Annotated in this window: 25 protein-coding genes and 5 pseudogenes; 10 read left to right on the forward strand and 20 right to left on the reverse strand. The window is 69.5% G+C overall.

Annotated elements, in window-relative coordinates:
- Window positions 1-293: 293 nt before the first annotated feature.
- Both IF78_RS0141395 and IF78_RS0141400 read right to left on the reverse strand, forming a co-directional pair.
- A complete protein-coding gene (locus tag IF78_RS0141395) occupies window positions 294-878 on the reverse strand; it encodes a DinB family protein (RefSeq protein ID WP_031487799.1) in 585 nt (194 codons plus the stop codon).
- A gap of 93 nt (window positions 879-971) precedes the next feature.
- Entirely contained in the window at window positions 972-2,288 is a 1,317-nt protein-coding gene (locus IF78_RS0141400) for an MFS transporter (protein ID WP_051828644.1), read from the reverse strand.
- A gap of 89 nt (window positions 2,289-2,377) precedes the next feature.
- Here IF78_RS0141400 and IF78_RS0141405 point away from each other — a divergent pair, with 89 nt between their 5' ends.
- A complete protein-coding gene (locus IF78_RS0141405; protein ID WP_031487801.1) occupies window positions 2,378-3,358 on the forward strand; it encodes an ArsR/SmtB family transcription factor in 981 nt (326 codons plus the stop codon).
- Window positions 3,359-3,367: 9 nt separating this feature from the next.
- Here IF78_RS0141405 and IF78_RS50180 read toward each other — a convergent pair.
- Window positions 3,368-3,550: pseudogene (locus IF78_RS50180) on the reverse strand (IS5/IS1182 family transposase); the annotation flags it as partial.
- A 212-nt stretch (window positions 3,551-3,762) separates the two neighbouring features.
- Here IF78_RS50180 and IF78_RS0141415 point away from each other — a divergent pair.
- Window positions 3,763-4,386, forward strand: coding sequence for a maleylpyruvate isomerase family mycothiol-dependent enzyme (locus tag IF78_RS0141415; RefSeq protein WP_234439998.1), 624 nt, complete (start codon window positions 3,763-3,765; stop codon window positions 4,384-4,386).
- Window positions 4,387-4,495: 109 nt separating this feature from the next.
- On the opposite strand, the gene IF78_RS0141420 is transcribed toward IF78_RS0141415, so the two are convergent.
- Together IF78_RS0141420 and IF78_RS44555 are read right to left on the reverse strand one after the other, a co-directional pair.
- Window positions 4,496-5,188, reverse strand: coding sequence for an alpha/beta hydrolase (locus IF78_RS0141420; RefSeq protein WP_078662803.1), 693 nt, complete (start codon window positions 5,186-5,188; stop codon window positions 4,496-4,498).
- 48 nt (window positions 5,189-5,236) lie between these two features.
- Window positions 5,237-6,336, reverse strand: a pseudogene (locus IF78_RS44555) (phosphotransferase family protein); the annotation flags it as partial.
- A 333-nt stretch (window positions 6,337-6,669) separates the two neighbouring features.
- Here IF78_RS44555 and IF78_RS0141430 point away from each other — a divergent pair.
- Together IF78_RS0141430 and IF78_RS0141435 are read left to right on the forward strand one after the other, a co-directional pair.
- A complete protein-coding gene (locus IF78_RS0141430) occupies window positions 6,670-7,158 on the forward strand; it encodes an NUDIX hydrolase (protein ID WP_425314648.1) in 489 nt (162 codons plus the stop codon).
- A gap of 68 nt (window positions 7,159-7,226) precedes the next feature.
- A complete protein-coding gene (locus IF78_RS0141435) occupies window positions 7,227-8,174 on the forward strand; it encodes a hypothetical protein (RefSeq protein WP_031487806.1) in 948 nt (315 codons plus the stop codon).
- 45 nt (window positions 8,175-8,219) lie between these two features.
- Here the strand turns inward: IF78_RS0141435 and IF78_RS0141440 are convergent, their stop codons facing one another.
- The 3 genes from IF78_RS0141440 to nadC are packed head-to-tail and all read right to left on the reverse strand — an operon-like array spanning window position 8,220 to window position 10,279.
- Window positions 8,220-8,516 (reverse strand): DUF1330 domain-containing protein, encoded by a 297-nt coding sequence (locus IF78_RS0141440; RefSeq protein WP_031487807.1) that lies wholly within the window; start codon window positions 8,514-8,516, stop codon window positions 8,220-8,222.
- A 24-nt stretch (window positions 8,517-8,540) separates the two neighbouring features.
- A complete protein-coding gene (locus IF78_RS0141445) occupies window positions 8,541-9,398 on the reverse strand; it encodes a PhzF family phenazine biosynthesis protein (RefSeq protein ID WP_031487808.1) in 858 nt (285 codons plus the stop codon).
- A complete protein-coding gene (gene nadC / locus IF78_RS0141450) occupies window positions 9,386-10,279 on the reverse strand; it encodes a carboxylating nicotinate-nucleotide diphosphorylase (RefSeq protein ID WP_051828646.1) in 894 nt (297 codons plus the stop codon). The genes IF78_RS0141445 and nadC overlap by 13 nt, the downstream gene beginning before the upstream one ends.
- Window positions 10,280-10,694: 415 nt before the next feature.
- Here nadC and IF78_RS0141455 point away from each other — a divergent pair, with 415 nt between their 5' ends.
- Window positions 10,695-11,063, forward strand: a complete 369-nt coding sequence (locus IF78_RS0141455) for a winged helix-turn-helix transcriptional regulator (protein WP_107050124.1) — start codon at window positions 10,695-10,697, stop codon at window positions 11,061-11,063.
- Window positions 11,064-11,695: 632 nt separating this feature from the next.
- On the opposite strand, the gene IF78_RS0141465 is transcribed toward IF78_RS0141455, so the two are convergent.
- From IF78_RS0141465 to IF78_RS50190, 3 genes are read right to left on the reverse strand one after another with little or no spacing between them, the layout of a single operon-like run.
- Window positions 11,696-12,268 carry a DUF6262 family protein gene (locus IF78_RS0141465; RefSeq protein WP_031487811.1) on the reverse strand — a complete coding sequence of 191 codons (573 nt, stop codon included), beginning with the start codon at window positions 12,266-12,268 and terminating at the stop codon, window positions 11,696-11,698.
- Window positions 12,268-13,017: a site-specific integrase gene (locus IF78_RS50185; protein ID WP_107050125.1), complete on the reverse strand. Its 750-nt coding sequence runs from the start codon at window positions 13,015-13,017 to the stop codon at window positions 12,268-12,270. The genes IF78_RS0141465 and IF78_RS50185 overlap by 1 nt, the downstream gene beginning before the upstream one ends.
- Entirely contained in the window at window positions 13,014-13,295 is a 282-nt protein-coding gene (locus IF78_RS50190; RefSeq protein WP_037642694.1) for a hypothetical protein, read from the reverse strand. The genes IF78_RS50185 and IF78_RS50190 overlap by 4 nt, the downstream gene beginning before the upstream one ends.
- Before the next feature lie 379 nt (window positions 13,296-13,674).
- On the opposite strand from IF78_RS50190, the gene IF78_RS50195 reads away from it, so the two are divergent.
- Window positions 13,675-14,052, forward strand: coding sequence for a hypothetical protein (locus tag IF78_RS50195; RefSeq protein ID WP_037642698.1), 378 nt, complete (start codon window positions 13,675-13,677; stop codon window positions 14,050-14,052).
- A 76-nt stretch (window positions 14,053-14,128) separates the two neighbouring features.
- Here IF78_RS50195 and IF78_RS0141480 read toward each other — a convergent pair whose 3' ends face one another.
- Window positions 14,129-14,824: a restriction endonuclease gene (locus IF78_RS0141480; RefSeq protein WP_031487813.1), complete on the reverse strand. Its 696-nt coding sequence runs from the start codon at window positions 14,822-14,824 to the stop codon at window positions 14,129-14,131.
- Window positions 14,825-15,519: 695 nt separating this feature from the next.
- On the opposite strand from IF78_RS0141480, the gene IF78_RS50760 reads away from it, so the two are divergent.
- On the forward strand, window positions 15,520-15,915 hold the full coding sequence (locus IF78_RS50760) for a DUF6928 family protein (protein WP_425314647.1): 396 nt from the start codon (window positions 15,520-15,522) through the stop codon (window positions 15,913-15,915).
- Between the two features lie 11 nt (window positions 15,916-15,926).
- On the opposite strand, the pseudogene IF78_RS51060 reads toward IF78_RS50760, so the two are convergent.
- Together IF78_RS51060 and IF78_RS0141495 are read right to left on the reverse strand one after the other, a co-directional pair.
- Window positions 15,927-16,606 (reverse strand): annotated as a pseudogene (locus IF78_RS51060) (transposase); the annotation flags it as partial.
- Between the two features lie 10 nt (window positions 16,607-16,616).
- Complete coding sequence (locus IF78_RS0141495; RefSeq protein ID WP_031487815.1) at window positions 16,617-17,300, reverse strand: NADPH-dependent F420 reductase; 684 nt, start codon at window positions 17,298-17,300, stop codon at window positions 16,617-16,619.
- A gap of 74 nt (window positions 17,301-17,374) precedes the next feature.
- On the opposite strand from IF78_RS0141495, the gene IF78_RS0141500 reads away from it, so the two are divergent.
- Window positions 17,375-17,749: a winged helix-turn-helix transcriptional regulator gene (locus tag IF78_RS0141500; protein ID WP_031487816.1), complete on the forward strand. Its 375-nt coding sequence runs from the start codon at window positions 17,375-17,377 to the stop codon at window positions 17,747-17,749.
- A gap of 108 nt (window positions 17,750-17,857) precedes the next feature.
- Here IF78_RS0141500 and IF78_RS51065 read toward each other — a convergent pair.
- A pseudogene (locus tag IF78_RS51065) lies at window positions 17,858-17,932 on the reverse strand (hypothetical protein); the annotation flags it as partial.
- Between the two features lie 7 nt (window positions 17,933-17,939).
- On the opposite strand from IF78_RS51065, the gene IF78_RS0141505 reads away from it, so the two are divergent.
- Window positions 17,940-18,137 carry a hypothetical protein gene (locus IF78_RS0141505; protein ID WP_031487817.1) on the forward strand — a complete coding sequence of 66 codons (198 nt, stop codon included), beginning with the start codon at window positions 17,940-17,942 and terminating at the stop codon, window positions 18,135-18,137.
- A 212-nt stretch (window positions 18,138-18,349) separates the two neighbouring features.
- On the opposite strand, the gene IF78_RS49290 is transcribed toward IF78_RS0141505, so the two are convergent.
- The 4 genes from IF78_RS49290 to IF78_RS0141530 all read right to left on the reverse strand — a co-directional run bounded on the left by IF78_RS49290 (window position 18,350) and on the right by IF78_RS0141530 (window position 21,174).
- Window positions 18,350-18,517 carry a hypothetical protein gene (locus IF78_RS49290; RefSeq protein WP_199921473.1) on the reverse strand — a complete coding sequence of 56 codons (168 nt, stop codon included), beginning with the start codon at window positions 18,515-18,517 and terminating at the stop codon, window positions 18,350-18,352.
- 70 nt (window positions 18,518-18,587) lie between these two features.
- Complete coding sequence (locus IF78_RS50215) at window positions 18,588-19,058, reverse strand: hypothetical protein (protein WP_234439997.1); 471 nt, start codon at window positions 19,056-19,058, stop codon at window positions 18,588-18,590.
- Between the two features lie 306 nt (window positions 19,059-19,364).
- A complete protein-coding gene (locus IF78_RS0141525) occupies window positions 19,365-20,027 on the reverse strand; it encodes a response regulator (RefSeq protein WP_031487819.1) in 663 nt (220 codons plus the stop codon).
- Window positions 20,002-21,174, reverse strand: a complete 1,173-nt coding sequence (locus IF78_RS0141530; RefSeq protein WP_031487820.1) for a sensor histidine kinase — start codon at window positions 21,172-21,174, stop codon at window positions 20,002-20,004. Before IF78_RS0141530 ends, IF78_RS0141525 begins: the two co-directional genes overlap by 26 nt.
- A 175-nt stretch (window positions 21,175-21,349) precedes the next feature.
- On the opposite strand from IF78_RS0141530, the gene IF78_RS0141535 reads away from it, so the two are divergent.
- A complete protein-coding gene (locus IF78_RS0141535; RefSeq protein WP_031487821.1) occupies window positions 21,350-23,620 on the forward strand; it encodes an MMPL family transporter in 2,271 nt (756 codons plus the stop codon).
- Between the two features lie 67 nt (window positions 23,621-23,687).
- Here IF78_RS0141535 and IF78_RS47230 read toward each other — a convergent pair.
- A pseudogene (locus IF78_RS47230) lies at window positions 23,688-23,837 on the reverse strand (IS5/IS1182 family transposase); the annotation flags it as partial.
- Window positions 23,838-23,942: the final 105 nt, after the last annotated feature.

Raw genomic sequence — 23,942 nt, forward strand, 5'->3', positions numbered from 1 at the left:
ACGGTGGGCGCGATCAATGTCCTACGGGCCGGGCTGGTCCGTCGCGAAGCCGCACCGGCATAGCGAGAAGCCCCCTCGTTCACGAGGGGGAGGAGTCACTGGGAGTAGTACGGCACAGGGTGTGTGATCACGGGTGCGGTCATGCCTCCGGAGTCTGCCTCACGGCAGTTAGCGGGGGTTTGGTGAACACGGTCCGCACGAGGTGCTGGACGAGCGCCCGGGTAGGGGATCGACGCCGCTCGGGCCATGGTCGCCGGTAGGGGAGCCAATGTCAGGCTGCCTGATATGTTCGACTAAGCCTTGATTGATGCGGCCGACCTGGCGGCCTGCTCGATCTTCGTGCAGTAGGCCGCACGGGCTTCCTCGTCGATCGGCTGCTCGTATTCGGCGCGCACCCCCGTCCGGCCGTCGAGGCCCTCGCGCAGGATATCGGCGTGCCCGGCATGCCGGATGGTCTCGGTGAGGACGTGGAGCATGACGGCGAACAGGTTCGTGTTGGGATAAGGCTCCGCCCACCACGGCACGTGGCCGGGGGCGTCGAGGGGAAGCTCGTTGATCGTCGCGTCCGAGTGTTCCCACGTGCGCCGGTAGAACCCGATGATCTGATCGCGCGTCTCGTCCTCGGTCGCCCACAGATCGCTGCCGTCGGAGTCCTGCCACCGGCACAGCGGTTCCGGGGAAGGGCGGTCGAAGACCTCGCCGAAGTACCTGGCCTCGACGGTGGCCACGTGTTTGACCAGGCCCAGGAGGTTGGTCCCGGTCGCTGTCAACGGTCGGCGGGCGTCGTATTCGGACAAGCCGTCGAGTTTCCAGAGCAGCGTATTGCGGTCCCGCCGCAGTCTCCCGTGCAGGTTGTCCTTCGCGAATTTGTCGATCATGCGGCATGAACCTTCCATGGGCTGTTCGTGGTCTCAAGATTCCGTACGGGGGTGGGGTGCGTGACGGCTCGCGGCCGACCCGACCTGCGACGGTTACTGCGCAGGAGAACTACACGCATGCTGTTCGGTGCCATTCTCTGATCCCGTTGAGCAGTTCGAGACGGGGACCGGGGAGGTGGGCGGGTGCCAGGTGAGAATCCAGCCGGTGGTAAGCACCGCCGCGCCGCCTGCCAGGGCGATTGCACCGCCTGTTCCGATGCCTGCGGCCACCGAGCCGAAGCAGGCCGGCCCGACGCCCTGCAGCGTCATGCTGCCGGAGCCGAGCAGACCGAAAGCCTGACCCTGGCCATCCTGCGGCAGGGCGTCCAGGAACGGCCGTTGCAGGCCGAGACCGTAGGCCAATCCGAAGCCGCAGAGCAGCAGCAGACAGGACGAGACGCCCACTCCGGGCTCGGTGGCGAAGCCGACCAGGGGCAGTCCCGTCAGCGCAATCAACGGGACTACCAGTCGCTCCCGGGCGGGTGGCTGTAGCAGTCGACCCACCAGCAGGTCACCGACAAGCATGCCGACCGGCAGACAGCCCATCAGCACTGCGTACGAGCCGGGCGTGAAGTGGCGTCCTCCCGCGTAGGCGACGATCAGACCTTCCGCGCCCGCTACGAACGCGGGCGGTAGCCACTGGGCCAGCATCAGTCGTCGTACCTTGTGTCCGCGCAGCAGCAGGCCGGCACCGTGCAGGCTTGCCCGGACGGCCCCGCCATCGCCCCGAGCGCTGCCGGGTGTGCCGCCGAACTCTCCCGGCTCCAGCCGGGGTAGCCGGATGCGGATGGCGAGCGCGCAGCCGAGGTAGAGGGCGGCGCTTACCGCGAGCGCCCGGTGCGGGCCGAGTACCGCGACGACCGCACCTCCCAGCGCCAGACCGAACAATTGCGCGCCGGAGGAGGCCATGTTGTTCAGTGAACGGCCCAGTACATAGGCGTCGCCCTTCAGCCACTGCGCGACCAGCCGACTCGACGCGCCGCCGAACACCGGTGTGGCGAGGGCGACCAGCGCCACGACAGCGAGGCTTGCCGCGACCGGCATGGGCACCAGGGCGAGCAGCAGGGCGGCGGCGCACTCCAAGGCGTAGCCGCCGGCGATGAGCGCGCGGGGCGGCAGTCGGTCGGCCAGTGAGCCCAGCAGCAGCGAGCCGAACAACTGCGGGAGAAAGCCGATGCCGAAGGCCAGTGCGCTCAACAGCGCGGAGCCGGTGGCCGCGAAGACCAGCACCGAGAACGTGGTGATCCGCAGCGAGCCCGCAGTGATCGCGACGGCGCGGGTCGAGAAGAGCAGCCGGAATCGCGGCTCGGCCAGCACCTCCCGGTAGGTGGCACGGTGGTTGCCCTGCGCGGGCTCGGCGGTTGGGGTCATGACGCCGAGCCTCGCCGCGCGCCCAGGCCACTCACCAATGATTCGTCGCTGGACGAATCGGAACAGACATCCGGCGGTAGCATCGCAGGGTGCTCCGCTTCGAAGTCTCCGTCGAGGACCTGCTGCGCAGCCGCTTCGCACTGTCGCCCGCGCTGGACCTCTGCTTGCTGCTGCGCTCGCTCGCCAGCCACGACCGGCCGCTGCCGCGAGCCTGGGCCACCCGGCTCCTGCCGGCCTTTGAACGGCTTCGCCGCGAGACCGAACTGGACGCCGCCCTCGCCCTGCAGACCCCGCAAGGCGGACCCAACTTCGTCGCCCCGCCCCCGCGCGGCCTCAACCAGACCTGGGCAGACGACCTGGCCATGATCCGGGCCACACCGCTGGAAGCTGCCCGCCACGAAATCGCCACCACCGCGACCGGCCCGTCCGCCCATGATCCCCGCGTACGCGCAGTGCTGGACTCCCCGGACGCCGTCTCCAGGATCGCCGAGGCGATGGACCACGCGTGGCACGAGCTGCTCGCCGCAGACTGGCCGCAACTGCGCGCGATCTGTGAGCGCGATGTCGTGCACCGGGTGGGTGTGATCGGCGAACACGGATGGGCCACGACCATCGAGAGCCTGCACCCGAGCATCGCCTGGCGCGCCGGCGGTATCGAGGTCGGCTTCTTCGCCCCGGTCGGAAGCGTCCTCCTCGTCGGCGACGGGCTACTGCTGATCCCTTCGGTCTTCGTCGGGAATATCGCCGCCCACCTGGAAGACCCCTGGCCCAGGACCTTGGTCTATCGCGCCCGCGGCACCGCCGCCCTGTGGGGCGAACAGGAGACCGTCCCCCAACCGGACGCGCTGACCGCTCTGGTCGGCCGGGCCCGAGCCCGGCTGCTGGTGGCGCTGGACGCCCCGGCCAGTACCAGCCACCTCGCCCGAAGCCTCGCCATGGCACCCGGCGCGGTAGGAGACCACCTCGCCATCCTGCGAGGCGCGGGGCTGCTCGTCCGCGCCCGGTCCGGACGGTCGGTGCTCTACCGACGCACCCCGCTCGGCGAGGCGCTGGTCGGCAGTTCGGGCTGAGGGCGCAGCTCAGCACTGCATTTTGAGGCGCCGCCAGCAGATGATTACGCACCCGAGGGTGAGGACGGCCTGGTGGATGTCGGCGCGGATTTCCCAGCGGATACGCAGTCGGCGGAACCAACGCAGAAGTGCGCAGGCCGCCTCGACGACCCAGCGGTTCTTGCCCAGGCCACTGAGGTGCCGCCGACGCTGATGCACCGCATCCCCCGGCATGGGTAGCACGCACGCCAGCCGGCGCGTCCTCCACGGCGACGCAGCGAGCGGGCGCTCCCGACAGCTGCTCAACCAGTGCCGTCGACAGTGGCTGCCATCTGCGCCAGTCCTGGTCGGGTAGCTTGACCGACATGGATCAGGGGCGGGTAGTTGAAGCGTTTCGTTGCGAGGCCGGACGGCTCGCTCGGGCCATGAGCGGGGTCTCGCAGGCTGAGTGGTCTCTGCCCACACGGTGCGCGCCGTGGACGGTAAGCGAGTTGTTGGCGCACGTTCGGGTGGTGATCGCCTGGCTGCCCGGCATGCTGGCGGCACCGGCGCCGCTCCACGCCGAGGTGTCTGCAGTGGAGTACTACCGGCCTGATGAGCGATTCGCCCCGGAGACCAACGCGGCCCGGATAGCTCTGGCTCAGGATCATGCAGCCGAACAGCTCAGCGGGGCCGCGCTCGCCCAGACATTCGACGCCACCTGGCAGGAGGCGGACCGTCTGTGTCGTGTCGCGCCGGATGGGCGTGTGGTGCGCACCCGGCACGGCGATCCGATGCTTCTGTCGGAGTTCCTGCTGACGCGGGTGGTCGAGGTCGCCGTGCACGGCCTGGACTTGGCCGACGCCCTGGGGCGCGAGCCGTGGATTACCCCGCAGGCCGCGGACGTGGTGCAGGACCTTTTGCTCGGTCAAGACAGTTCGGCAGCCCTGGAGAAGCTGGGCTGGAGCCAGCTTCACTTCCTGCGCAAGGCGACGGGACGTGACCCAATGACCAGGGAGGAAGCGGCGGAAGTCAACCGCCTGGGCATCCGTTGGCTGACGTTGGGCTGAGCCTGGCCTTGCGTCATGATCAGTGCATGACCGAGATCGTGCTGATGCCAGATCCGAGGATCGCGGCCAAGTCCAGCGCCTGATCGCGCAGTTACCTGAACCTGCGACATCAACGACCGGTTGTGACTCCTTCATCCGGCTGGTGCGGGGTATCGGCGGCGAGCAGTTCCTGCAGAAGTTCAACGATGAGATCCGGCTGTCCTACGAACGGGGAGTGGCCCGTCTGCCACTCGCGCACGTCGGTGCAACGCAAGGCCATCTTCCGTTCCAGGACCGGGTCGATGGCCCGGTCCTGCGCGCAGACGACGTAGGTGGAGGGAGTGTGCTTCCAGCTCTGCAGCTCTGGGATACCGCAACCGGAGGCTTGCGCACGCAGCAGGCCAGCCGCCCAGGCGGCGAGAGGTTCGGGACAGTCGCCGTAGAGGGTGTCGGCGGCCCGGTCGGCGTGGAGGCTGGTCGAGCCGTCGGGTTCAGGGTTGATCGCGTCCTGGAGCTGCGGGGACGCGCCACCCAGACCGGCCGCGCTCTCGCCGACATCCGGCACGAAGGCCGCCAGATAGACCAGGTGTCCCGCCCCGCGCAGCCCAGTGATCACTGACCCGCCGTAGGAGTGACCGAGCACAATCGGAGGCTCCGGTAGCGAGTCGATGACAGCCTGGACCGCGGCTGTGTCAGCAAGCAAGGAGCCCCGGTGGAGCCCGGGAACGACGACCTCGGTTCCTGCGGTCCGCAAGCGTTCTGCCACCAGGGCGAAGTGTTCGGGACGGTGATACAGGCCATGAACGAGCACCACGGCGGCCAATGCGTACGCCTCCTCGGGTCGGTGTCAGACGAGTGATTCAGGGGCCGGTCAGCCGTATCGTCGCAGCAGTCCCTCCACGTACGCCTCCAGCCGTTCTCCCAGCACCTCGGACGTCAGATCGTCCCGCCCCAGGTCACGCCACGGCCCGGCCAGCTTCGCCGCGTCGGGGCAGTAGTGCACGGCGTCGAGCAGCCGCCAGTACAGGTGGTCGGGGTCGTCGGCGAGGTCCCGGCCGCCGTGTGCCTCGTACCGCTTGCGGAAGTCCAGCCCGTACGCCGGCCCGTGCAGCAGCGCGAGCGCGGTCGAGCAGTGCGCCACGTCCAGGTCGGCAGGTCCCCACGAGGTCTCGACCCAGTCCACGACACCGGTGATCCGCAGCTCGGACCCGGTTCCCGTGAGAGCACGTTCCCGGGGTGGAAGTCGCGGTGCAGGGGGCCGTCCGGGGTCCGGACGCGCTCCGGGGACGTCCACGCCTGGTACGTGCGCGGTCTTTCGGCCGGTACGACGCCATGGACGCGGACGAGCTGGTCTGCGAGCAGGTCTAGGCGCCGGTCGAGGTCCTCCTCGTTGACGCGGACGCGGCCCGGCAGCGCGGACATCAACAGGGTCGGGTGGTCGCAGTGTTCGGCCGTGGCGTCCACGGCGACGAGACCGGGCGCCGGGATGCTCTCCTGCCCGGTGAGCAGCGCCAGGACGGACGCCTCGCGGGCCAGCAGTCCGGGCCCGTGGTGGCGGAAGAACGGTTTCACGAAGGTCCGTTGCATCAGAGCAGTGCCGTCGTCGAGCGTGAGTCGGCGCATCTGGGAGCTCCAACCACCGGACAGGAGGCGCAAGTCGGTGACCTCGCGGCTGTTGCCGAGCTGCTTGGCCACCCACGCTCGCGTGGCCGTCCAGCCACGGTCGTCGAGGCCGGTCAGCACCGCCTCCACGAACTGCCGCCGGTCGTCGCCGTGATCGCGGAACCACATTCCCAGCTGGTGCTGTGCGTCCGGAAGGTCAATCCGCGTGTACTGGGCGCGGGCGGCCAGCACATCCTGTACGGCCTCGGTCACCGCGGCCGGGATTACCGTGTCCGTGCCCGGAACGGCGAGCACCGCCCGGCCCTCGTACGCCCGCAGGACCTCAAGCGCGGGCGCCTCCCGCCAGCTGTGGCCAACCGACGAAATGCGGCTCCCGAGGTGACGGAATGCGCGGAGCGGGGTCAGCGGGCCGGACGGCCGCCGCGTGTTCGTCGGCGCTCGCGCCGCGATGGGTTCCCAGACTGGGAACGCGGGACCTGCTCGGGGATCGACGGGCGCTCCTGGAAGGTGAACTCGGTGGCCAGCGCTGAGCCTGAGCACGATAGGTGTCGTATTTGCACGACAACTGTCGTCATCCGCGTGCGGCCTCCTGGTGCAGGTGCTTTGGGACCGGCCTCCGCGAGTCGCCGAGAAACGGCGTTGTCGGTGGGCTCTGCCAGGGTGTGCGTCGTGGATGAATTGGTGGAGCGTGTCGACGGTCAAGATCGCGTGCTGGGGGTGGTCAGCCGTCGGGAGGCCATCCGGGAGGGTTGGCTGCATCGGGTCGCCGTGACGGTGTGTCGTGATGAGGGTGGCCGGATTCTCGTCCACCGGAGGTCGGAGCAGGTGTCGCGCTTCCCCGGGCTCTATGAGGTCGAGGTCGGTGGCGCCGCAAATGTCGGCGAGTCCTATGAACAGGCCGCCGCGCGAGAGCTGGCCGAAGAGCTGGGCATTCGTGCGCTGCCGCGCCTGCTGTTCACGTTCATCAACCGCAGCGGTTTGAGCCCTCACTGGCTCGGCGTGCACGAAGCCGTGGTGCCGGATGCCGTGCTCCCCGATCCCGATGAGGTCGCCTGGCATGGTTGGCTGGCCGAGCCGGAGCTCGGCTCGGCCCTGCTGGAGTGGCGCTTCACCCCCGACAGCCACGAAGCCTTCAGCCGGTATCTCGCATTCCGGACCGCGCAGTCCTGACCTCTCTCTCCTCGCGGGCTGGGACGCCTGCTTGCGGCCAACGCGCCTTGTAAGAGCGGCTGATCGCCATGGCCGAACTCCCGGCGGTCGCCGGCGCAGACCGCGCGACCGCACACCGCTACTTCGACGACTTCGCCCTCCGCCGACTCCCCGCCGCGCTCGCCACGGCCCGTCAGGACACCGTCACGGCGGCCATGGCACCGCTGGCCGAGATGTTCGGCGACGCCGACGGCATGGTCCAACTGAGCCGTGAGCAGGCTCGCGGCCGGGCCGGCAACTTCGAGATCATCGAGCACATTCTGCGTGCTCAGCCCGGAGGCGTGCCCAGCACCTGGGGCCACCACTTCGACGACTACCTCCTGCACGCTCCCATCACCGACCAGCACCGCAAGAAGATCGCCCATCAGGCCGCGCTCATCGAGTCCGCACTCGGGAGCGACCCGGCGGACGTCCCGAGCACGGCCCCCGCGCGCCACCGGCCGCCGCATCCTGCTGAGCGCGTCCGGAGGCGCCGCCGACCTGCGCCGGGTCGACCCGCTCTCCTGCACCCCGCCGACCGCCTGGTCCTCAACGACGTCGACCCCGACGCCCTCCAGCACGCTCTCACACACCTGCCGCCCGCGACCCGCGCCCAGACCGCCGCGGGCCCCGGCAACGTCCTACGCACCGCCGCCCGCCTGGCCGCCGACCACGGCCCCTTCGGCCTGGTCCTGGCCGGAGGCCTCTTCGACTACCTCGAAGAACGCTTCGCCCGAGCCCTGATCCGCACCACCCTGTCCCGCATGTGCCGTCCCGGAGGCACGTTCTACTTCTCCAAAATCGCGACCCCGAACCCGTACGCCGCCCTGATGACCCACATCGGCCGCTGGAACCTCGTCGAACGCACCCTCGCCGACATCGAGGCCGACGTCCGAGCCGCCGCGCCGCCGGGAACCGTCGCCGGACTGGACATCACCGCCGATGCCACCGGCCTGACGCTTTTCGCGACGGTGCGGTGCGCTGACGAGCCGGGGTGATCCCCGCAGCCGGCATCGTGTTCCTCCCGGACGCAGCATCGGTCGTCAGTCGAGGCCTTCGATGATGCGGAAGTCGCGCTCGAAGCCGTCGGGGAGTTCGGCCAGCGCCTTCTGGTAGGCCGCACTCTCGTATGCGGCCACCGCCTGTTCGAAGCTGTCGAACTCGATCAGGACAACGCGCTCGGCGATGCCGGCTTCGTGTGCGACGACCCGGCTGCCGATGCTGGCGAGCACCCGCCCGCCTGCGGCCTTGACGGCCAGACCGGCCAGTTCGTTGTAGACATCAAGCCCTTCGGGGGCTGTGATGGTGGGGTAGACGCTGACCCAGTAGCCCTTGGCCACGGTTCCTCCTGTGTTCGGAATTGATCACCGCATGACCCTGCGCACGATCGCTGCCTGGCCGCCGACTCGGATCCGGTGTCCCGTGCGGTCGCGGTGGACGGTCGCTGTGATGGTGGACGGGCTGCCGAGGTGGTCACCCATGTCGACAGCGAGGCGGTGTGTGCCGAACCCGGCAGCATGCGCTGCCAGGCAGGCCGTGCTGTTGGCGTTGGCGATGTCCTCGGGGACGCCGATCGACGGGGCGAACATCCGGGCTGCTGCTCGGCCGTGTCGGTCCGGGGGCGAGTAGGCGTAGCAGCCCAGCAGACCGTAGCGGTCACAGGCTGCGCGTAACAGGGTTGAGTCCGGCGTGAGTTCGGCCAGTGCTGCGCGGGATCGGATGGGCAGCAGAAGCCTCGGCCGCCCGTTCGACGCCACGCAGGCGTCGCCGGCGACCGCGTCCTCCGTCAGTCCGAGGCCGCCTGCGACTGCCCTCAGTTCGGGTCCACCGGCGCTACGCAGGCTGACCGGGCCCGGGTCGAACGACGCCGTCAGGCCGTCACCGTTTCGGCTTGCCCGACCGTCGAAGCTGCGGTGGGCCGTACGCAGGACGGCGCGGTAGTCGTGGTCGCCGCCTTCCCGTTCGGCGAGCACGGCGAGGGCGGCGATGGTGCCGTGTCCGCAGGCGGGCAGTTCGTCCTGGGCGGTGAAGAACCGCAGTGTGTACGCGGGCTGACGACGCTCGATTCCGGTCGCGCGGAGGAAGACGGCGTGCGATGTTCCCCACTCCGCGGGAATGCGGCATCGCTCCTCGTCGGTGAACGGCGCGTCATCCAGAACGGCGGTCGGGCTGCCACCCGCGCCGTCTCGCTGACACGCGTCGACGACCGCTACCTCGGACATGGCACCGGGCCGGTGGTCAGCAGCATGGTCAGGTCCAGTGCGGGCGCGCTGTGCGTCAACGCCCCGACCGAGATGAGGTCGACGCCCGTCCCGGCGATGGCGGGAACTGTGTCCAGGCGGATGGTGCCCGAGGCCTCCAGCAGGATCCGGGAAGCGTCGGCCCGCCCGGCCCGGACCTTCACGACCTGCTCGATGTCGGCAACCGGCATGTTGTCGAGCATGATCCAGCGGGCTCCGGCGTCGAGGGCCTCGACGGCCTGGGTGACGGTCTGCACCTCGACATCGCTCTCCACGGTCTGCCCGGTGCGCGCCCTCCCGCGCCTGACCGCCTCGATCGCGGCGGTCACCCCGCCCGCCGCGGCGATGTGGTTCTCCTTGAGCAGGACCATCGCCGCGAGATCGAGGCGATGGTTGTGGCCGCCGCCGGCGGTGACCGCGTACTTGTCCAGGGCGCGCAGGCCCGGCGCCGTCTTGCGCGTGTCCAGGATGCGCGCCCTGGTCCCTGCCACAGCTTGGACGTAGCGGTAGGTCAGCGTCGCGATGCCGCACATGCGTTGCAGGAAGTTCAGCGCCGTACGCTCCCCGGTGATCAGGCTGCGCGCCGAACCGGACAGGTGCACCAGGCCCTGGCCGTCGGCCAGTCGGGCGCCGTCGGCGACGGCCGGCTCGACCTTGACGTCGGGGTCGACCTGCGCGAAGACCTCGGCGACCACGGGGAGGCCGGCGACGATGCCGCTTTGCCGGGTGCGGATCTCGGCCGTGGCCGCCAGGCCCTCGGGAACGCTCCACTCGGTGGTGATGTCCTTCCCTGACGCGTTCTCTGCCAGGGCGGCAGCGGCGGCGGCCCGTGCTTGCGCCGAGGGAAACTCGGTCGTGGTCATCTGGTATCTCCAGCTGAGTGGACGTTGGCTTGGTGGCGGCAACCGCTGACGAGGCAGCACTGAAGTTCCGCTGGGCCGCTTTGCAGGACCTGGTGGATCCTGTACTCGATCTCCCGCGTGCCGGTCACCCGTCCCCCCGCCACGAACAGGTTCCGGGTGAGCCGTCCGTGCGACTCGGCGCCGACGTCGAACTCGGGGCACCTTGCGCATGTACCGGTCCTCCCGGCCGGTCTCGCCTCCGTCGACCCGGGCAGGAACGCCTCTCACCCACCCTCCCTCGTTTCGATTTCCGAAGCGGTCACCGATGCTAGCGTGTCGGTATTCGAAGCATCAACCCTGGAGAGCTGGACATCCCGACATGGCAACACCCAGGCCTGGCAACCCTGTTCGCGGCTCGACCACCGGCCGCCCCCTCATGGCCGCACTCGATCTGTTCGGGCGGCGGTGGAGTCTGCGCATCCTGTGGGAGCTTCGCGCGGGTCCGCTTGGATTCCGCCCCTTGCAGAAGCGGTGCGACGACATGTCCTCCAGCGTGATGCGGCAGCGCCTGACCGAACTGCTGGATGCCCAGGTGATTCACCAACTACCGGACAGCCGCTACGAGCTCACCCCGCTGGGACAGGAGGCGCGCCACGCCCTGAACCCCCTCGCCCGCTGGGCGGAACGCTGGGCGGCCACGATCGACCCGCAAGGGGCGGACCACACCGACGACCAGTCCGCCAGCCGCGTCTCACATCCGGACACTGTGGGCGACGGGGCGCCGGAGAGGGGCTCCGCGGACTGACGCCCCGCCTCGGATCGGAGGCGGGGCGGGACCGCCGGGTCACGAGGTTGCCGCGGCTCCGCCGAGCGCCGGGGGCAGGCGCGAAACCTTCACCAATCCTTCTGCTTCGGATCTCGAAGCGGAAGTGTCCAGCCTGCGACTGCGCTTCGATATTCGAAGCGCACTTGGTCCGGCTTCGATCAAGGGGGCGGCATGACTCAGCAGAACACCGACACGGAACGTTCCACCATCCTGTCCTGGAGGGAACCAGGGCCGCTCTTCGCCTTCAAAGGGGAACTGACGGGCCTGCAGTACTTGCTTTGCTGGCCCGCCTGGCCGACGACACCACCCTCAGCGACAACCTCCGCGTGGAGGCGGCTCGGGCGCTGGCCTGGGATGGCCGGGAGGCAGGTATGGCTTTGCTGGCCCGCCTCGCCCACGACACCACTCTCAGTGCCGACGTTCAGGTGCAGGCGGCGGAGGCTCTGGACCGGATGCGCTGGATATTTGGAGGGCGTAGAGGCCTTCGCTAGGTTGCTGGTCCGAGTAGAGCATGGCCGGCCGGGCTGTGTCCGGCTATCCCACGTCCCCCGGTGAAGTTCTCACGGGCACTGCACTGACCTGATTTCTTCCATCAGGGACGGGCTGGAGTGTCATGGCTGGTCCCGTTCGACGATCTGGGCTTCAAGGTCGGCGATGCGCTTGTCGGCGAAGCGGAGGTTGGAGCGGGCGCCTTCGAGCCGTTCCTGCAGGGCTCGGTGTTCCTGGGCCAGCTGGTGGACTCGGCGCTTGAGGGTGGTGTTCTCGGTGGCGAGTTGCTGGACGGATTCGCCGGGGACCATCTGCTCGAAGTCCCTGAGCTGGCCCATGAGCTCGCCGATCCGCTGTCGCTGTGCGACGATCTCCTTCTGGGTGCGAGTCAGTTCCTCTTCGGCGTTGAGCGCCCGCTCCCGCCATGACGCCTCGATGCGCTCGTGCTCGTCCTGGGCGACTCGGTCGTGGCGGCTCTTACTGTCGGTGACGGCCGCTTGGACCAGGCTGCGGGCGTCGGTGTTCTCGTAGAGGAACGTGGCGGAGACGCCTGCGCGCTGGGCGATCGCGCGGACGGCGAGCCGGCCGCGCGCGCGGCGGAGCTGACCGATTGCCTTCTCGACACGGACGAGCTTGTCCTGGGTCTGGCGGCGGGCGGCCGTCGCCGCTGCGGTCTGGTCCGGGGCGGAGGTCACTACGCCTCCGCGTCATCGTCGTCGTGGAGGACGTCGGCGTCCCCGTGGTCCTCGTGGCGGGCGAGCTCGTGTGCTCGGAAGGCGGTGGACCAGACGCGGCCGAAGTAGTCCTGCGGCCGGCGGAGGTCGAGGGCGAGGGCCTCATCCAGGAGGCCGACGGCGGACAGGGCCTTTTCCAGGCCATCGATTGCGCGGGCTGTGGGCTCGAAGCCCTGGTGCAGGTAGTCGGCGGTGGCGCCGTCGGGGGCGCGTTCGGCGAGCATACGCCACTGCTCGCGCTTGCGGTGCCAGTAGACGAGGTCGGCGCCGGACAGGACGAACTTGTCGCAGTTGTGGCAGTCCATGTTCCAGGGGCAGGCGTCGCCGTCAACGACCGGCTGGAAGGTGCAGAAGCCGCCTTCGGCAGGGGTGGATTTGTGGGTGAGGTCGATGGCGAGGGCTTCGGCTTCCTCCCGCGTCATCGGTTCGCTGCTGGACAGGAGGAGGCCTGGCTCGGACGCCCCGGGGCTGGCGACCCAGACCGCGTTCAGCGCGTCTTCCAGACGGGGGTCGGTGTTGGCGAGGTGGACGTAGTGCTCGGCCATGCGCTCGGAGACCTGGCCGAGGTAGCGCTTGACGTGGGTGAGGTTGGCGCCGTTACGCAGGAGATTGGTGGCCAGAGTGTGCCGGGCCTGGTGGGCGACACACTTCCCGATCTCGAGGTTCTCCACCCAGGTACGGAAACAGCGGCCGAACCAGGCGTAGGTCACGCTCCGTTGCCCGCTGAGGTTGGCCGACCGCCGGGGAAGAGGGCGAGGTCGCGTCGTTCCTGGCTGGTCGGGGGCCGTCCGTGGTGCTGAACGAAGCGCGCGATCGTCTTGGTCTGACGGCGCTCGATGCGTTCGTAGGGCCGCTCGGGGATGCGGATGGCCTGGTCGTAGTTGCCGACCTTGCTCTGGTCGTGCCAGAACAGCGGGATGCCGTTGAGTCGGCTGATGCACTCCAGACGGACGCTGGAGACCTCCCTGCCGCGGCGGCCGGTGAACACGAGTGCTTCCCAGATGTCGCGCAGGCCGCGGTCGTCGAGATCGGAGTCCTCAAGCCGCTGGAGGTTGTCGTCGTTGGCCAGGGCGCGTGCGACATCGTCGGGGAAGGGACGGCGCCGGCCCGCCTTCGCGGGGGACAGGGGATGGTGACGATGAACTCGCGGGCCAGGCCGAGTCGTTCGGCGTCGCCGACTTTCAGCGCCGCTCTCAGGACCTGGCGGGCGCCGCCGAAGGTGGTGGCCAGGGTGCTCTTGGTGACGGGGCGCTGTTCGTGTCTGCGGCCGTTTTCGTAGAGACCGACGGACAGCAGTCCGTGCTGCTTGCGGTGCCGCTGGTCGGCGACGAAGGCAACCGTGTGGTCTTGGCCAGCAGCCGGGGATCGTGGCCGCCAGCGGGAGCCTCGGCTTCCAGGAACGCGCTGAGTTCGACGCATCGTCGCCGGGGTCGGGTGAGGATGCTGTTGCTGCGGGGCGGATCGGCGGTGAGCCGGGCGTCCAGGTGGTCCCAGAGGAGGTCGCGGAGCCAGCGCTGGGTGACAGCGGACAGGTCGACGACCGTGCCGCGGTCGCGGATCCGGACGCCGCAGAGCTCGGTGTCAATGAATCCGGGAACGAGGGGACCACGTCGCGGCGTACGGTTGTCGATGCCAAGCACCTGCAGAGCCGCATCCGGAAGGTCGGCCGCATCCTGTCGAAGGTCACGGTTCTAGCCGACGACGTCATCGACGCGGAAGTCATCGAGGACCAAAACGGTGGTTGAGCGGAACCCGGCAAATTTGCCGGGTTCCGCTCAACCACGGGCCGCAGCCCATCCCAGCGGGTGGCAAAACTCGCATTCACCCCAAAGGTGTTGACCGGCGCGGGGGCGGCACCGCCCGCAACAGCTCCCACAGCGGACGCGAGCCCGCCGCCCAGACGCCGAGCGTCTCACGGTCCACCACGTGCAGCCGCTGCTGCTTGGCGAAGTCCACGGCCAGCCTCGTCACCCGCCCGTTCGTCACGATCACCGCGACGTCCGCACCGTGCACCTGGCGGGCCGTCCCGTTGAGTACCTGCAGATCGGGGGTGCCCACCGCCGAGCCCCGAGCCCCGTTGCGGCGGTGCTTGCACTGGATCACCCAGCGACGGCCATAAGGATCGGTCGCCTTCACGTCCGCGCCGAGGTCCCCGCCGCCGCCGACCCGGGCCGCATCCCGGCAGCCGTCCCGGCGCATGAGGTCCCGTATCGCGTCCTCAAAGCGGGAATGGTGCAAGGCGTCCAACTGAGACAGCCCGTAGTGCAGCCCCTGAGCCCGTACCGCATCCCAACGCACCTGCTGCGTACGGCTGTAGAACCAGCCCACGCCCGCCAGCACGGCGAACAGCATGACGACGACGAGCACCCACCAGTGCACCAGTAGCCAGTTGACGACCGCTACCACCAGGCTGACCACCGCAGCAACGGCGACCACCAGGCCGACTAACTGCGCCTCTGCCTGTTGCTGCCGCCTGCTCCGTCGACCAGGACGCCGCCGGGCCGGCCGCCTCGTCACCGGTCACCGTCCGGGCGCTCCCACGGAATCGGGTATGAAACCGTCGGCTGCGGCCGCTGTTTCACCGTGGTCGTGGTGTTGAACTTGATCGGATAGCGCACCGTCGACTGCGGCCTCGGAGTCGTCCCGTTTCCCGTCGAGGCCCCACTGCCGCCCATCCCCACCACGGCTAACGCCACCACGGCTAAGATCATCATTTCCCGGCGCGCACCCGGAGCCCACCGCGAATGTCCGCGAACCGGTGTCCCGTCAGAGCGCACGTATGGCCGTACCCAAGGCATCGATGCCTCCCCCTCGTAGTAACATCCCCGCGCAACGCCCATCGTTGCAGCAGGCACTGACAATGGGTCAGCAGATCACCGCTCAACGTGATCAAGCCAGGCCGGAACAGGCCAGGTCACAACCGATGAAGGGCTCCGCCCCACACACCCGGCCCTCTCTCGGAGGGGGCTGGATGGAGTGTGTGATCTTGCGGTGAGTGGGTGGGGGCTGGTAGGTGGGTCGGTGTGCACTCCCTCCGCGGTCGGGCCTCGGAGGGCACCACACCGTCCGCCGGGCCGCCAGGCCGAGCTGCCTTCGGTGGTCGCGCGGGCGCGAGCCTGGCACCCCGACGAACGGCGCGGTAGGGCTTCGCCTGCCCGACCGAGGAGGGAGCACCCCCGCGACAGGCCGACGTAGAGGCTCCGGTAAGAACGGTGTCACCCTCTCGTTCTCGGCGGGCTGACGCGAGAGCAGTCTCGTTGTCATTGCTGGCGTGGGGCCCGGGGGAGTCGCCAGACGGCCGACTGGTCCGCTCACTGAGCCTGTCGCCGGACACGGGCATCATCGAGGACATCGGCCAAAGGCTGCCGTTCGAACTGCCCTACTGGGAGGGTCACCACCAGGTGGAGCCTGGCGCGCCCTCCGAGGACGAGGGGCAGTATCCGCTGCCGTTCCATCCACTTGGACTGGGTGAGCGGGCAATGCTGGAATTCTTCGGCTTCCATGTCGAAAGCTGCTCGGCTGGGGATGAGGCCGCTGAGCCGGTGGTGGACGTCTGGGCTGTTGAAGCGCAGGGCTTTCGAGTCACGTCGCCTGTCGACAAGGACTGACCAGGGAGGTTGTCAAAGAATAGTCCGGTGGCACTCAGGCACCCGTCGATCACATGTGGTCGGTACTGCAAGCTCTTGAGACTTCGGCTGACTGCGCGGGTGATCTCGCGGAGGTCGGCGCCGGCGAGTTCCCGATGTCGCGCTTGATCAGGGGCCAGAGGCCCTCCGTGGCGTTGAGGCCGGGAGCGTGAGTGGGCACTCGGATGACGGTGAGCCAATAGGCGTTCGCGGCGATGAACTCCCGTAGTGCACGGGTCAAATGAAGTCGGACGCTGTCCCAGACCAGTACGTTGGTTCCGCCCCTGGATCCCGGCCCGGATCAATCGATCGCGCAAGTCGCGCCAGCCGAAGCCTTTCGGCTCGTCCTTGCGGCCGGTGTACTCGCGTATGGCGTAGAAGAAGCGGGAACGCTCGCCCGCCGTGCAGCAGGTCATGTCGGCCATCGACACTCGTCCGGAACCTCGCCCGTGCACCTGCATCACCGGAGTTTGTCCTAGGCACCCCCAAGTTCTGGCTCGCGGCGGAGTCAGCGACTGCCCGGCCTCGTCCTCGAAAACGATCCAGGCCCCGCGCTCAGCCGCGACGCACTTACCTGCGGCCAGGTCTCTGCCTGCCAGATCTCGACCGCTTCCTCGTCCCGCTCGATGGCACGCCTGGTTGGCTGCTGCCACCACCAGCCGTTCCGTTTCAGTTAAGAATCCCTAACGGAAAGCTGCCCTGCCGGCTTCCGTTTCCTGGTGGCTCGGTCCGGCCGCGTATGCCAGCGGAGGCGCGATTGCTTGCGCGTCCGCTCCCTCGCCGACCCACAGGGCGATGAACAGCGCGGCGGTCGCTTCCAGGAGTCCCGCACGCTCGAGACCGCCGCCAGCCACGGGTACGCAGCCTACGTCCTGCACCAACTCGCGAACACGCGCGAGGGCCGTCTCGTCGTCCCCGCAGACTGGAACGGACAGTGGTCGCCCATCGAACACGGGCGGCCGCATGCGCCACACGTCCTCGTGGCAGAGGTTGAAAGCCTTGACCACGTGGGCTCCCGGTGCCGCCGCGGCAAGTTGCTGTGCGGCTGAGGGGCCTCCTTCCGTCAGGACCCGGAAGCCCGGCCCGACCGGGTTGGAGCAGTCGAGCAGCACCTTGCCCTCCAGAGCCGCTTGCAGGTTCCGTGCCACGTCTGCTCCCGCCCCGAAGGGCAGCGCGGCCAACACCACCTGGCCGGACTCGGCCGCCGCGCGTAGGCCGGCAGGCTTCGCGCTGCCTCCGATACTCTTCGCGAGCCGCTCCGCCTTATGGGCGTCCCGTCCTCCGATGATCACCTCGTGCCCGGCCCGCACCCAGTGGGTGGCGAGCGCGTCGGCCATGTTGCCCGTGCCCAGTACACCGATTCTCATCATGTGGTCCCTCTCCGTGCCTGCTTTGACCGTTCACACCGACGGTAGAAGGCCGTTCGGGCACCATTTGGTACGTGACGACCGACGCCTTCCTCGCCGACTGCCGCGCCCGCCTCGCCTTCGACCTGCTCTCCAACACCTGGAACGCCGTGGTGCTCTGGGCACTGCGTGAGGGCCCCAGGCGCCCGGTCGAATTACGGGAGCGGATCGGGGGCATCAGTTCCAAGGTCCTCACCGAGACTCTGCGCCGACTTCAGTTCAGCGGACTGGTCGACCGGCACGCAGGCCCCGACGCACCATCACGGGTTGAGTACCAACTCACCCCTCTGGGCCGCACTTTGCTGGCGCCGATCGATGCGGTCGGTGCATGGGCCTTCGAGTACGGCGATGAGGTTATGGCCGCCCAGGAAGCAGCGTGTACTCCTGACCCGCAGTTCCCTCCTTGCTAGATGACAACAGCGTGAGCGCAGACGTAGCCAGCAGATGAGTGCACATCCCAGGCGCAGGGCTTCTTCGGAAGGCGAGCCGGGTTCGGCGGTGTAGATGAGGAGGGTGAGGCCGGGTTCGGCGTTCACGGTCGAGCCGTGCCAGGAAGGGTGAGGTCCCCGACGAGCGGGTGGTGGAAGCGGTTCGGACCCGGTGCCGTGGCTGCGGACGCTGGGAGAGCCCCAGCGGGCGCGGAAGGCGTTGCTGCATCACCGGCTGGTGCGCGACTACGAGCACCTGCCGCGCAGTTCGGAGTCGCGGGTGTACTGGGCGATGACCGCGGTGATACTGCGCCGGCTGACCGCTGCCACCGCAGCGGCCTGGCGAGGCGCATGGCCGGCGGGGCGCTGACCCTCGGGGCGGCTGGCGCGGCTGGAGGAGCGGGAGGGGGAGATCGCCGCGCAGGCCGAGACGACGAGGGAGCAGATCGCGCAGCTGACCGCACGGCTGGACGGACTCGACCGGGCTGCGGAGGAGGTCCGGATCACCCGCAAGACGCTGCTGGAGCTGCCCGATCCGCCGCCGCCCGCGCCGCCGGTCCCGCAGCTGCCGGACCGTCCGGCCTACCAGCAGATCATGGCGGTGTTTGCCGCGGCCGACGCGCCGCCGCGGGCGCGGCAGGTGTGCGAGGTGATGGACCTGGAGATCGCGTCCCAACGGGCGAGGCCGAGGCCGTGAAGGGGTTTGAGTTCGGCCTTCTCTTGGTCGGTGAAGGCGATGACCTTGCCCACGGTCACCTCCCAGTGCGTGCGAAGGCCCGGCCGCGCACGGGCGGGAGCCGGGCCAGTCAGAGGAGGCGGGTCAGCAGGACTCGTCGTCCTTGACCGCGTACAGGATCACCTTCGTGTCGGTGGGGTATGCGCCGGCCTCGGGCTCCTGGCTGCACACAGTCCAGTTGCGGTCGAAGACCTGGAGCCGGTTCTGGCCGCTGGCGTCCTGGTCATCGAGGACGAAGAACCCGGCGGCCTGCGCCTCGTCCTGCGCGGCCTGAAGGTCCAGGCCGACGAGGTCGGGCAGCGACGCGGTCTCCGACTCGGGCTCGGCAGCGCTGGCGTCATCGGCGGGCGCAGCCGTGTCGGTCTCGATGGTGTCGGTGTCCTGCGTGTCGCCGCTGGTCTCCTCGGCCGCGGAGTCCGGCTTGCTGGAGCTGGTGTCGGCGGTGCCTTCGCAGGCGGTGAGCGTGAGCAGTGCTGCGGCGGCAATAGCTGCGGCGATGGTGCGGGTGCGCATGGTGTCCCCCCAGGGATGGTGCGTGAGCTGAGTGAGCATCATGCGCCGCATGGAGGGGATGCGGAGGCGGTATGACGTTCCTGTGACCCGAACGTGCGCCTAGTGCTTCCTGGTTGTTTCAGGGCATGCCAGAACTGGCCTCAGGATGCGGCATGATCGCGCCGAATGCAACTACGGGCGTAGTACCTGGCGTGGGACTGGGCGGTCCTGGAAGTAGTGCCACTCCGCATCGGGGTGCGGGTCAGCGCCGAACATCCGCAGCAGGTATCGGGCGCCGTCGATCTCCATCACACCGGGCGGTGCACGATGTCCTGGCGGGGACTCATGGGACATGGCCCGGCACCCGGCTCAGGTTCCGGGGAGGATACGGCGCGTTTCGTAGGCCCACATCGCGATCTCGACCCGGTTGCGGGCGCCGAGTTTGGCCATCAGGCTGGCCAGATGCGTCTTCACCGTGCTGAGGCTGATGTGCAGTGCATCGGCGATCTCGGTGTTGGTCAGCCCGCGAGCGACGGCGAGGAGCACCTGCTCCTCGCGGGCGGTGACGGGGGAGACCGGCTGGGCCACGGGCCGGCTGGCGGGCAGGTCCGCGAATGCCTGGAGCAGACGGACGGTGACGCTGGGCGCGATGAGCGCCTCACCGTCGGACGCCGACCGTACGGCCTGTGCCAGAAGGTCCGGTCCCGTGTCCTTGAGGAGGAATCCGCGGGCGCCGGCACGCAGTGAGCCGTAGACGTACTCGTCGAGGTCGAACGTGGTGATGACGACCACGGCCAGCGGGTCGGCGACGCCCGGGCCGGCGACCAGCCGGGTGGCCTCGAGTCCGTCGAGTACGGGCATGCGGATGTCGAACAGGCAGACGTCGGGGCGTAGTTCGCGGGCCAGCCGTACCGCTTCGTGTCCGTCGGTGGCCTCGCCGACCACCTCGATGCCGGGCTGGGCGTTCAGCATGATCCGCAGCCCGGTGCGGATGATGGTCTGGTCGTCAGCGACGAGGACGCGAATGGACACCGCTCTCGTTCCTCGCTCTCGGCAGTTCGGCTTCGATATGCCAGCCCCGGTCGGTACCCGGGCCGGCTCGTAGTGTGCCGCCGAGCAGGGTCGCACGCTCGCGCAGTCCGGTAAGTCCGTATCCGTCGCGGCCCCGGCCGGTGCGCCGGCCGTTGTCGCGCACGCTCACCCGTACCGTGTGCCGTTCCGCGGCGACCCGGACGACGAGCTCGGTCGCGTCGACCGCATGGCGCATCGCGTTGGTCACCGACTCCTGCACGATCCGGTAGACGGCCGCGTCCACCGCCGGGGGCAGGGCGTCCAGTTCGCCGTCGAGCCCCAGGTCGACCCTGAGGCGGCCACCCGGGGTGCGCACCAGGCGCTCCAGATCCGCGACTCCGGCAGGGGGCGCCAGCTCGGCGCCGACCGCGCGGTCGCGCAGCGCGGCGACCATGGCGCGCATTTCCTCCAGCGTGCGCGCCCCTTCCTCCTCGACCCCCTCCAGCGCCTTGACGGCGGCGGACGGGTCGGCGCCCGCGAGCACCCGGCCCGCCTGGGCGATGATCACCATGGCCGACACGTGGTGGGCCACCGTGTCGTGCAGTTCCCGGGCGAGCTGCTCGCGCTCGCGGGAGCGCACCTGGTCCAACTGCCGCTCGCGAGCGGTCACCCGGAACCGCACGGCAGCCCCGACCACGCCGGGCAGCAGTAGGAAGACGAAGCCCACGAGGTTCTCGACGACCGGGGTCTCGTCCGTGACGGAGCACAGCGCGCCGACCGCGAGGATCACCGCGCCGCCCAGCACGATCTCGCGTCCCGATCCCCACCGGGGCAGCGCATACACGAGCACGAGCACGACCGCGCCGGTGTACAGGCCGACGGGCTCGCGCGGTGCGGCGACGAGCGAGGCCACCTGAAGCAGGGCCACCGAGCCGAACGCCAGCGTCACCATCGCCAGCGTGCGGGTCCGGCGCCACAGGGGCAGCAGGCACAGCCATAGGGCGAACACCGCCGCCACCGGCCGCCACACGACGTTCTCGCGCAGGGTGGCCTCCAGCGCCACACCGGCAAGGCTCGCGGCGAGCAGCGCCCAGTCCCGCCAGACCCGGGCGGGCGCGTCGGGCGGCCGGGGTTCGGTCCACAGGCCTCGCAGGTCGTCTCGTAGCACGGTTCTCAGCCTAGAGGCCGCGGCGTGCCGCGCATCGGCCGAAAGGACGGGTCGTCACTCCGCCCCGGGGCCGACGGATCGGCGGCCTGCGGGCCGATGCCACGGAGCGCCGTGGCGACGAGCCTCGGCATCGGCGGCCGTACAAGGACGGCCGACGAGGTGGTTGGAGGACCCGATGCTCTCGAAAGCCCTGTTGCGCCTGGGCGCAAGCGCCGCCCGCCATCCCTGGCGGGTGATCGCGGCATGGCTGGTCGCCGCCATGCTCGCCGTCCTCGCCGCCGTCGCCTTCGGCGGGCGGAATGCGGATGCGATGACCGCTCCGGGACTGGACTCCCAGCGGGCCGCGGAACTGATCGAGCGGGCCGGCACCGGCCAGGAGGGGATGACCGCCCAAGTGGTCGTCACCCCCCTCGACGACGGTGCGACGTTCTTCGACGACGACGGCGCGCGCACCGCTCTCACGCGGCTGCAGATCGAGGTGAAGCGGCTGCCGCACGTGCTCGGCACGAGCGACCCGGCGGGGGCACTCGACGCGGGCGGGGACAGCGCCGTGCGCGGCGGCCTTGTCTCGGCCGACGGGCGGATCGCGGTCGTCCGGGTGCAGTATCCCGACCAGAGCCGGCTGTCGGGCGAAGACCTCGACGCCCTCGTCGATCTCGGCGACCGGCTGCGCCCCGAGCTGCCGCTGCGCATCGAGATGGGCGGGAACCTCTTCTACGCCTTCTCCGACCCCGACGGCGGCGTGAGCGAGTTGATCGGCCTCCTCGCCGCGGCCGCGATCCTGTTCCTGGCGTTCGGTTCGCTCGTCGCTGCCGCGCTGCCGATCGGCATGGCGGTCTTCGGACTGACCGTCGGGGTCGCCACGATGAGGGTACTGGCGGGGGTCACGGACGTCCCCACCTTCGCGCCGGTCCTGGGCAGCATGGTCGGGCTCGGAGTGGGCATCGACTACGCGCTGTTCGTGCTCGCCAGGCACCGGGAGTACCTCGCGCGCGGGCTCGATCCCCACGAGGCGGCGGGGCGAGCGGTGGCCACGGCGGGGAGGCCCGTGGTCTTCGCCGGCGGCGTCGTCGTCGTATCGATCCTCGGCCTGGCGGTCGCGAACGTGCCGTTCATGACGGTGGGCGGGCTCGCCGTCTCGATTGTCGTTCTGACCATGGTGGTTGCGTCGGTGACGCTTCTGCCGGCCTTCCTCGGCGCCGCCGGCCCACGCCTGGCCCGGGTCGGCCGGATCGGCCGGGCTCTGCAGACCGGGAAGCTGGGCCGACTCGCACGGCGGCGGGACAGGGTGGCGGGCGCCGCTCCCGCCGCCGGTTGGCGGCGCTGGATCGGGCACGTCAGCCGGCACCCGGTGACGTACGCGGTCGGCGCGGCGGGGCTGCTGCTGACCGCGACGCTGCCCGTGCTCGGCCTGCGCGTCGGCCTGCCCGACGATGGCTCACTGCCCCACAGCCGTACCGAGCGCCGGGCCTACGACCTCGTCGCCGAGGGGTTCGGCCCGGGCACCAACGGTCCCCTCGTCATCGCCGCGGACCCCGCCGGTGATCCGGGAGTGCTGGACCGACTCGTCGGGGCGGTCGCGGCGGATCCGGGCATCGCATCCGTCGCGCCGACGCACATCGATCGGGCCACCGGCATCGCGACCCTCGTGGTGTTCCCGACCACCAGCCCTCAGGACAAGGCCACGGCCGACACCATCGCCCGGCTGCGCACCGACGTGCTGCCCACGGCGATCGGGCACGGCCCGGCCAGGGCCCACGTCGGCGGCGCCGCCGCGAGCCTGTCCGATGTGGGCCAACGCACCAGCGAGCGCCTGCCGGTGTTCGTCGCCGCCGTGCTGGCGATGTCGTTCCTGCTGCTGATGCTGGTCTTCCGCTCGATACTCGTACCGCTCAAGGCGGTACTGCTGAATCTGCTGAGCATCGGCGCGGCCTACGGCATCATGGTCGCGGTCTTCCAGTGGGGCTGGGGAGGCGCACTCATCGGGCTGGAAGCGACGGTTCCGATCGTGTCGTTCATCCCGATGTTCCTCTTCGCCATCCTGTTCGGCCTGTCGATGGACTACGAGGTGTTCCTCCTCTCCCGCGTACGCGAGGAGTACCTGCGCACCGGCGACAACGGCACGGCGATCGTTGAGGGCGTCTCGCGCACCGCCCGGATCATCACCTCGGCCGCCCTCATCATGGTGGCGGTCTTCCTGTCCTTCGCCGTAGCCGAGGACCCCTCCACCAAAATGTTCGGGCTCGGCTTGGCCACCGCGATCTTCATCGACGCCACGGTCGTACGCATGGTGCTGGTACCGGCGACCATGACACTCCTCGGCCGGACAAACTGGTGGCTGCCGAAGTGGCTGGACTGGATGCTTCCCCGCGGCCCGGTCGGCACCGACGACACCGACGCGGAATCCACGGGTGAGGCCCCGCGTCCACGGCTGGTTGACCGTTGACTCAACTCCTGCTCGCCCTTGGCGTCCGGCACTTCAGCGCGTCACCTAGGGGCATATCGAGTCGTGATCATCGGGTGGTCCCGGTGAGGTCCTTGATCCAGATCATCGAGGCACGCAGGTGGAGACCGGCGAGGTAGGTGTCGGCAGTCTTGTCGTATCGGGTGGCGATGCCTCGCCATGTTTTGAGCTTGTTGATCAGGCGTTCGACGCTGTTCCGCTCCTTTTGAAGCTCTCCCCTCCCTTCGCAAGCTCAGGGAGGGGATTCCTGTCTACCTTGCGGCGACAGGCTTGACGGTTTTACCCGCCCTGCGACCGCGCCTTC

The organism is Streptomyces bicolor, assembly GCF_000719285.1.
GTDB classification, from domain to species: domain Bacteria; phylum Actinomycetota; class Actinomycetes; order Streptomycetales; family Streptomycetaceae; genus Streptomyces; species Streptomyces bicolor.

Excerpts from the sequence above, each read along its gene's own strand:
- IF78_RS0141395 (WP_031487799.1), bottom strand. The coding sequence starts at position 878 with ATGATCGACAAATTCGCGAAGGACAACCTGCACGGGAGACTGCGGCGG.
- IF78_RS0141400 (WP_051828644.1), bottom strand. The coding sequence starts at position 2,288 with ATGACCCCAACCGCCGAGCCCGCGCAGGGCAACCACCGTGCCACCTAC.
- IF78_RS0141415 (WP_234439998.1), top strand. The coding sequence starts at position 3,763 with ATGAGCGGGGTCTCGCAGGCTGAGTGGTCTCTGCCCACACGGTGCGCG.
- IF78_RS0141435 (WP_031487806.1), top strand. The coding sequence starts at position 7,227 with ATGGCCGAACTCCCGGCGGTCGCCGGCGCAGACCGCGCGACCGCACAC.
- IF78_RS0141445 (WP_031487808.1), bottom strand. The coding sequence starts at position 9,398 with ATGTCCGAGGTAGCGGTCGTCGACGCGTGTCAGCGAGACGGCGCGGGT.
- nadC (WP_051828646.1), bottom strand. The coding sequence starts at position 10,279 with ATGACCACGACCGAGTTTCCCTCGGCGCAAGCACGGGCCGCCGCCGCT.
- IF78_RS0141455 (WP_107050124.1), top strand. The coding sequence starts at position 10,695 with ATGGCCGCACTCGATCTGTTCGGGCGGCGGTGGAGTCTGCGCATCCTG.
- IF78_RS0141495 (WP_031487815.1), bottom strand. The coding sequence starts at position 17,300 with ATGAGAATCGGTGTACTGGGCACGGGCAACATGGCCGACGCGCTCGCC.
- IF78_RS50215 (WP_234439997.1), bottom strand. The coding sequence starts at position 19,058 with ATGATGCTCACTCAGCTCACGCACCATCCCTGGGGGGACACCATGCGC.
- IF78_RS0141535 (WP_031487821.1), top strand. The coding sequence starts at position 21,350 with ATGCTCTCGAAAGCCCTGTTGCGCCTGGGCGCAAGCGCCGCCCGCCAT.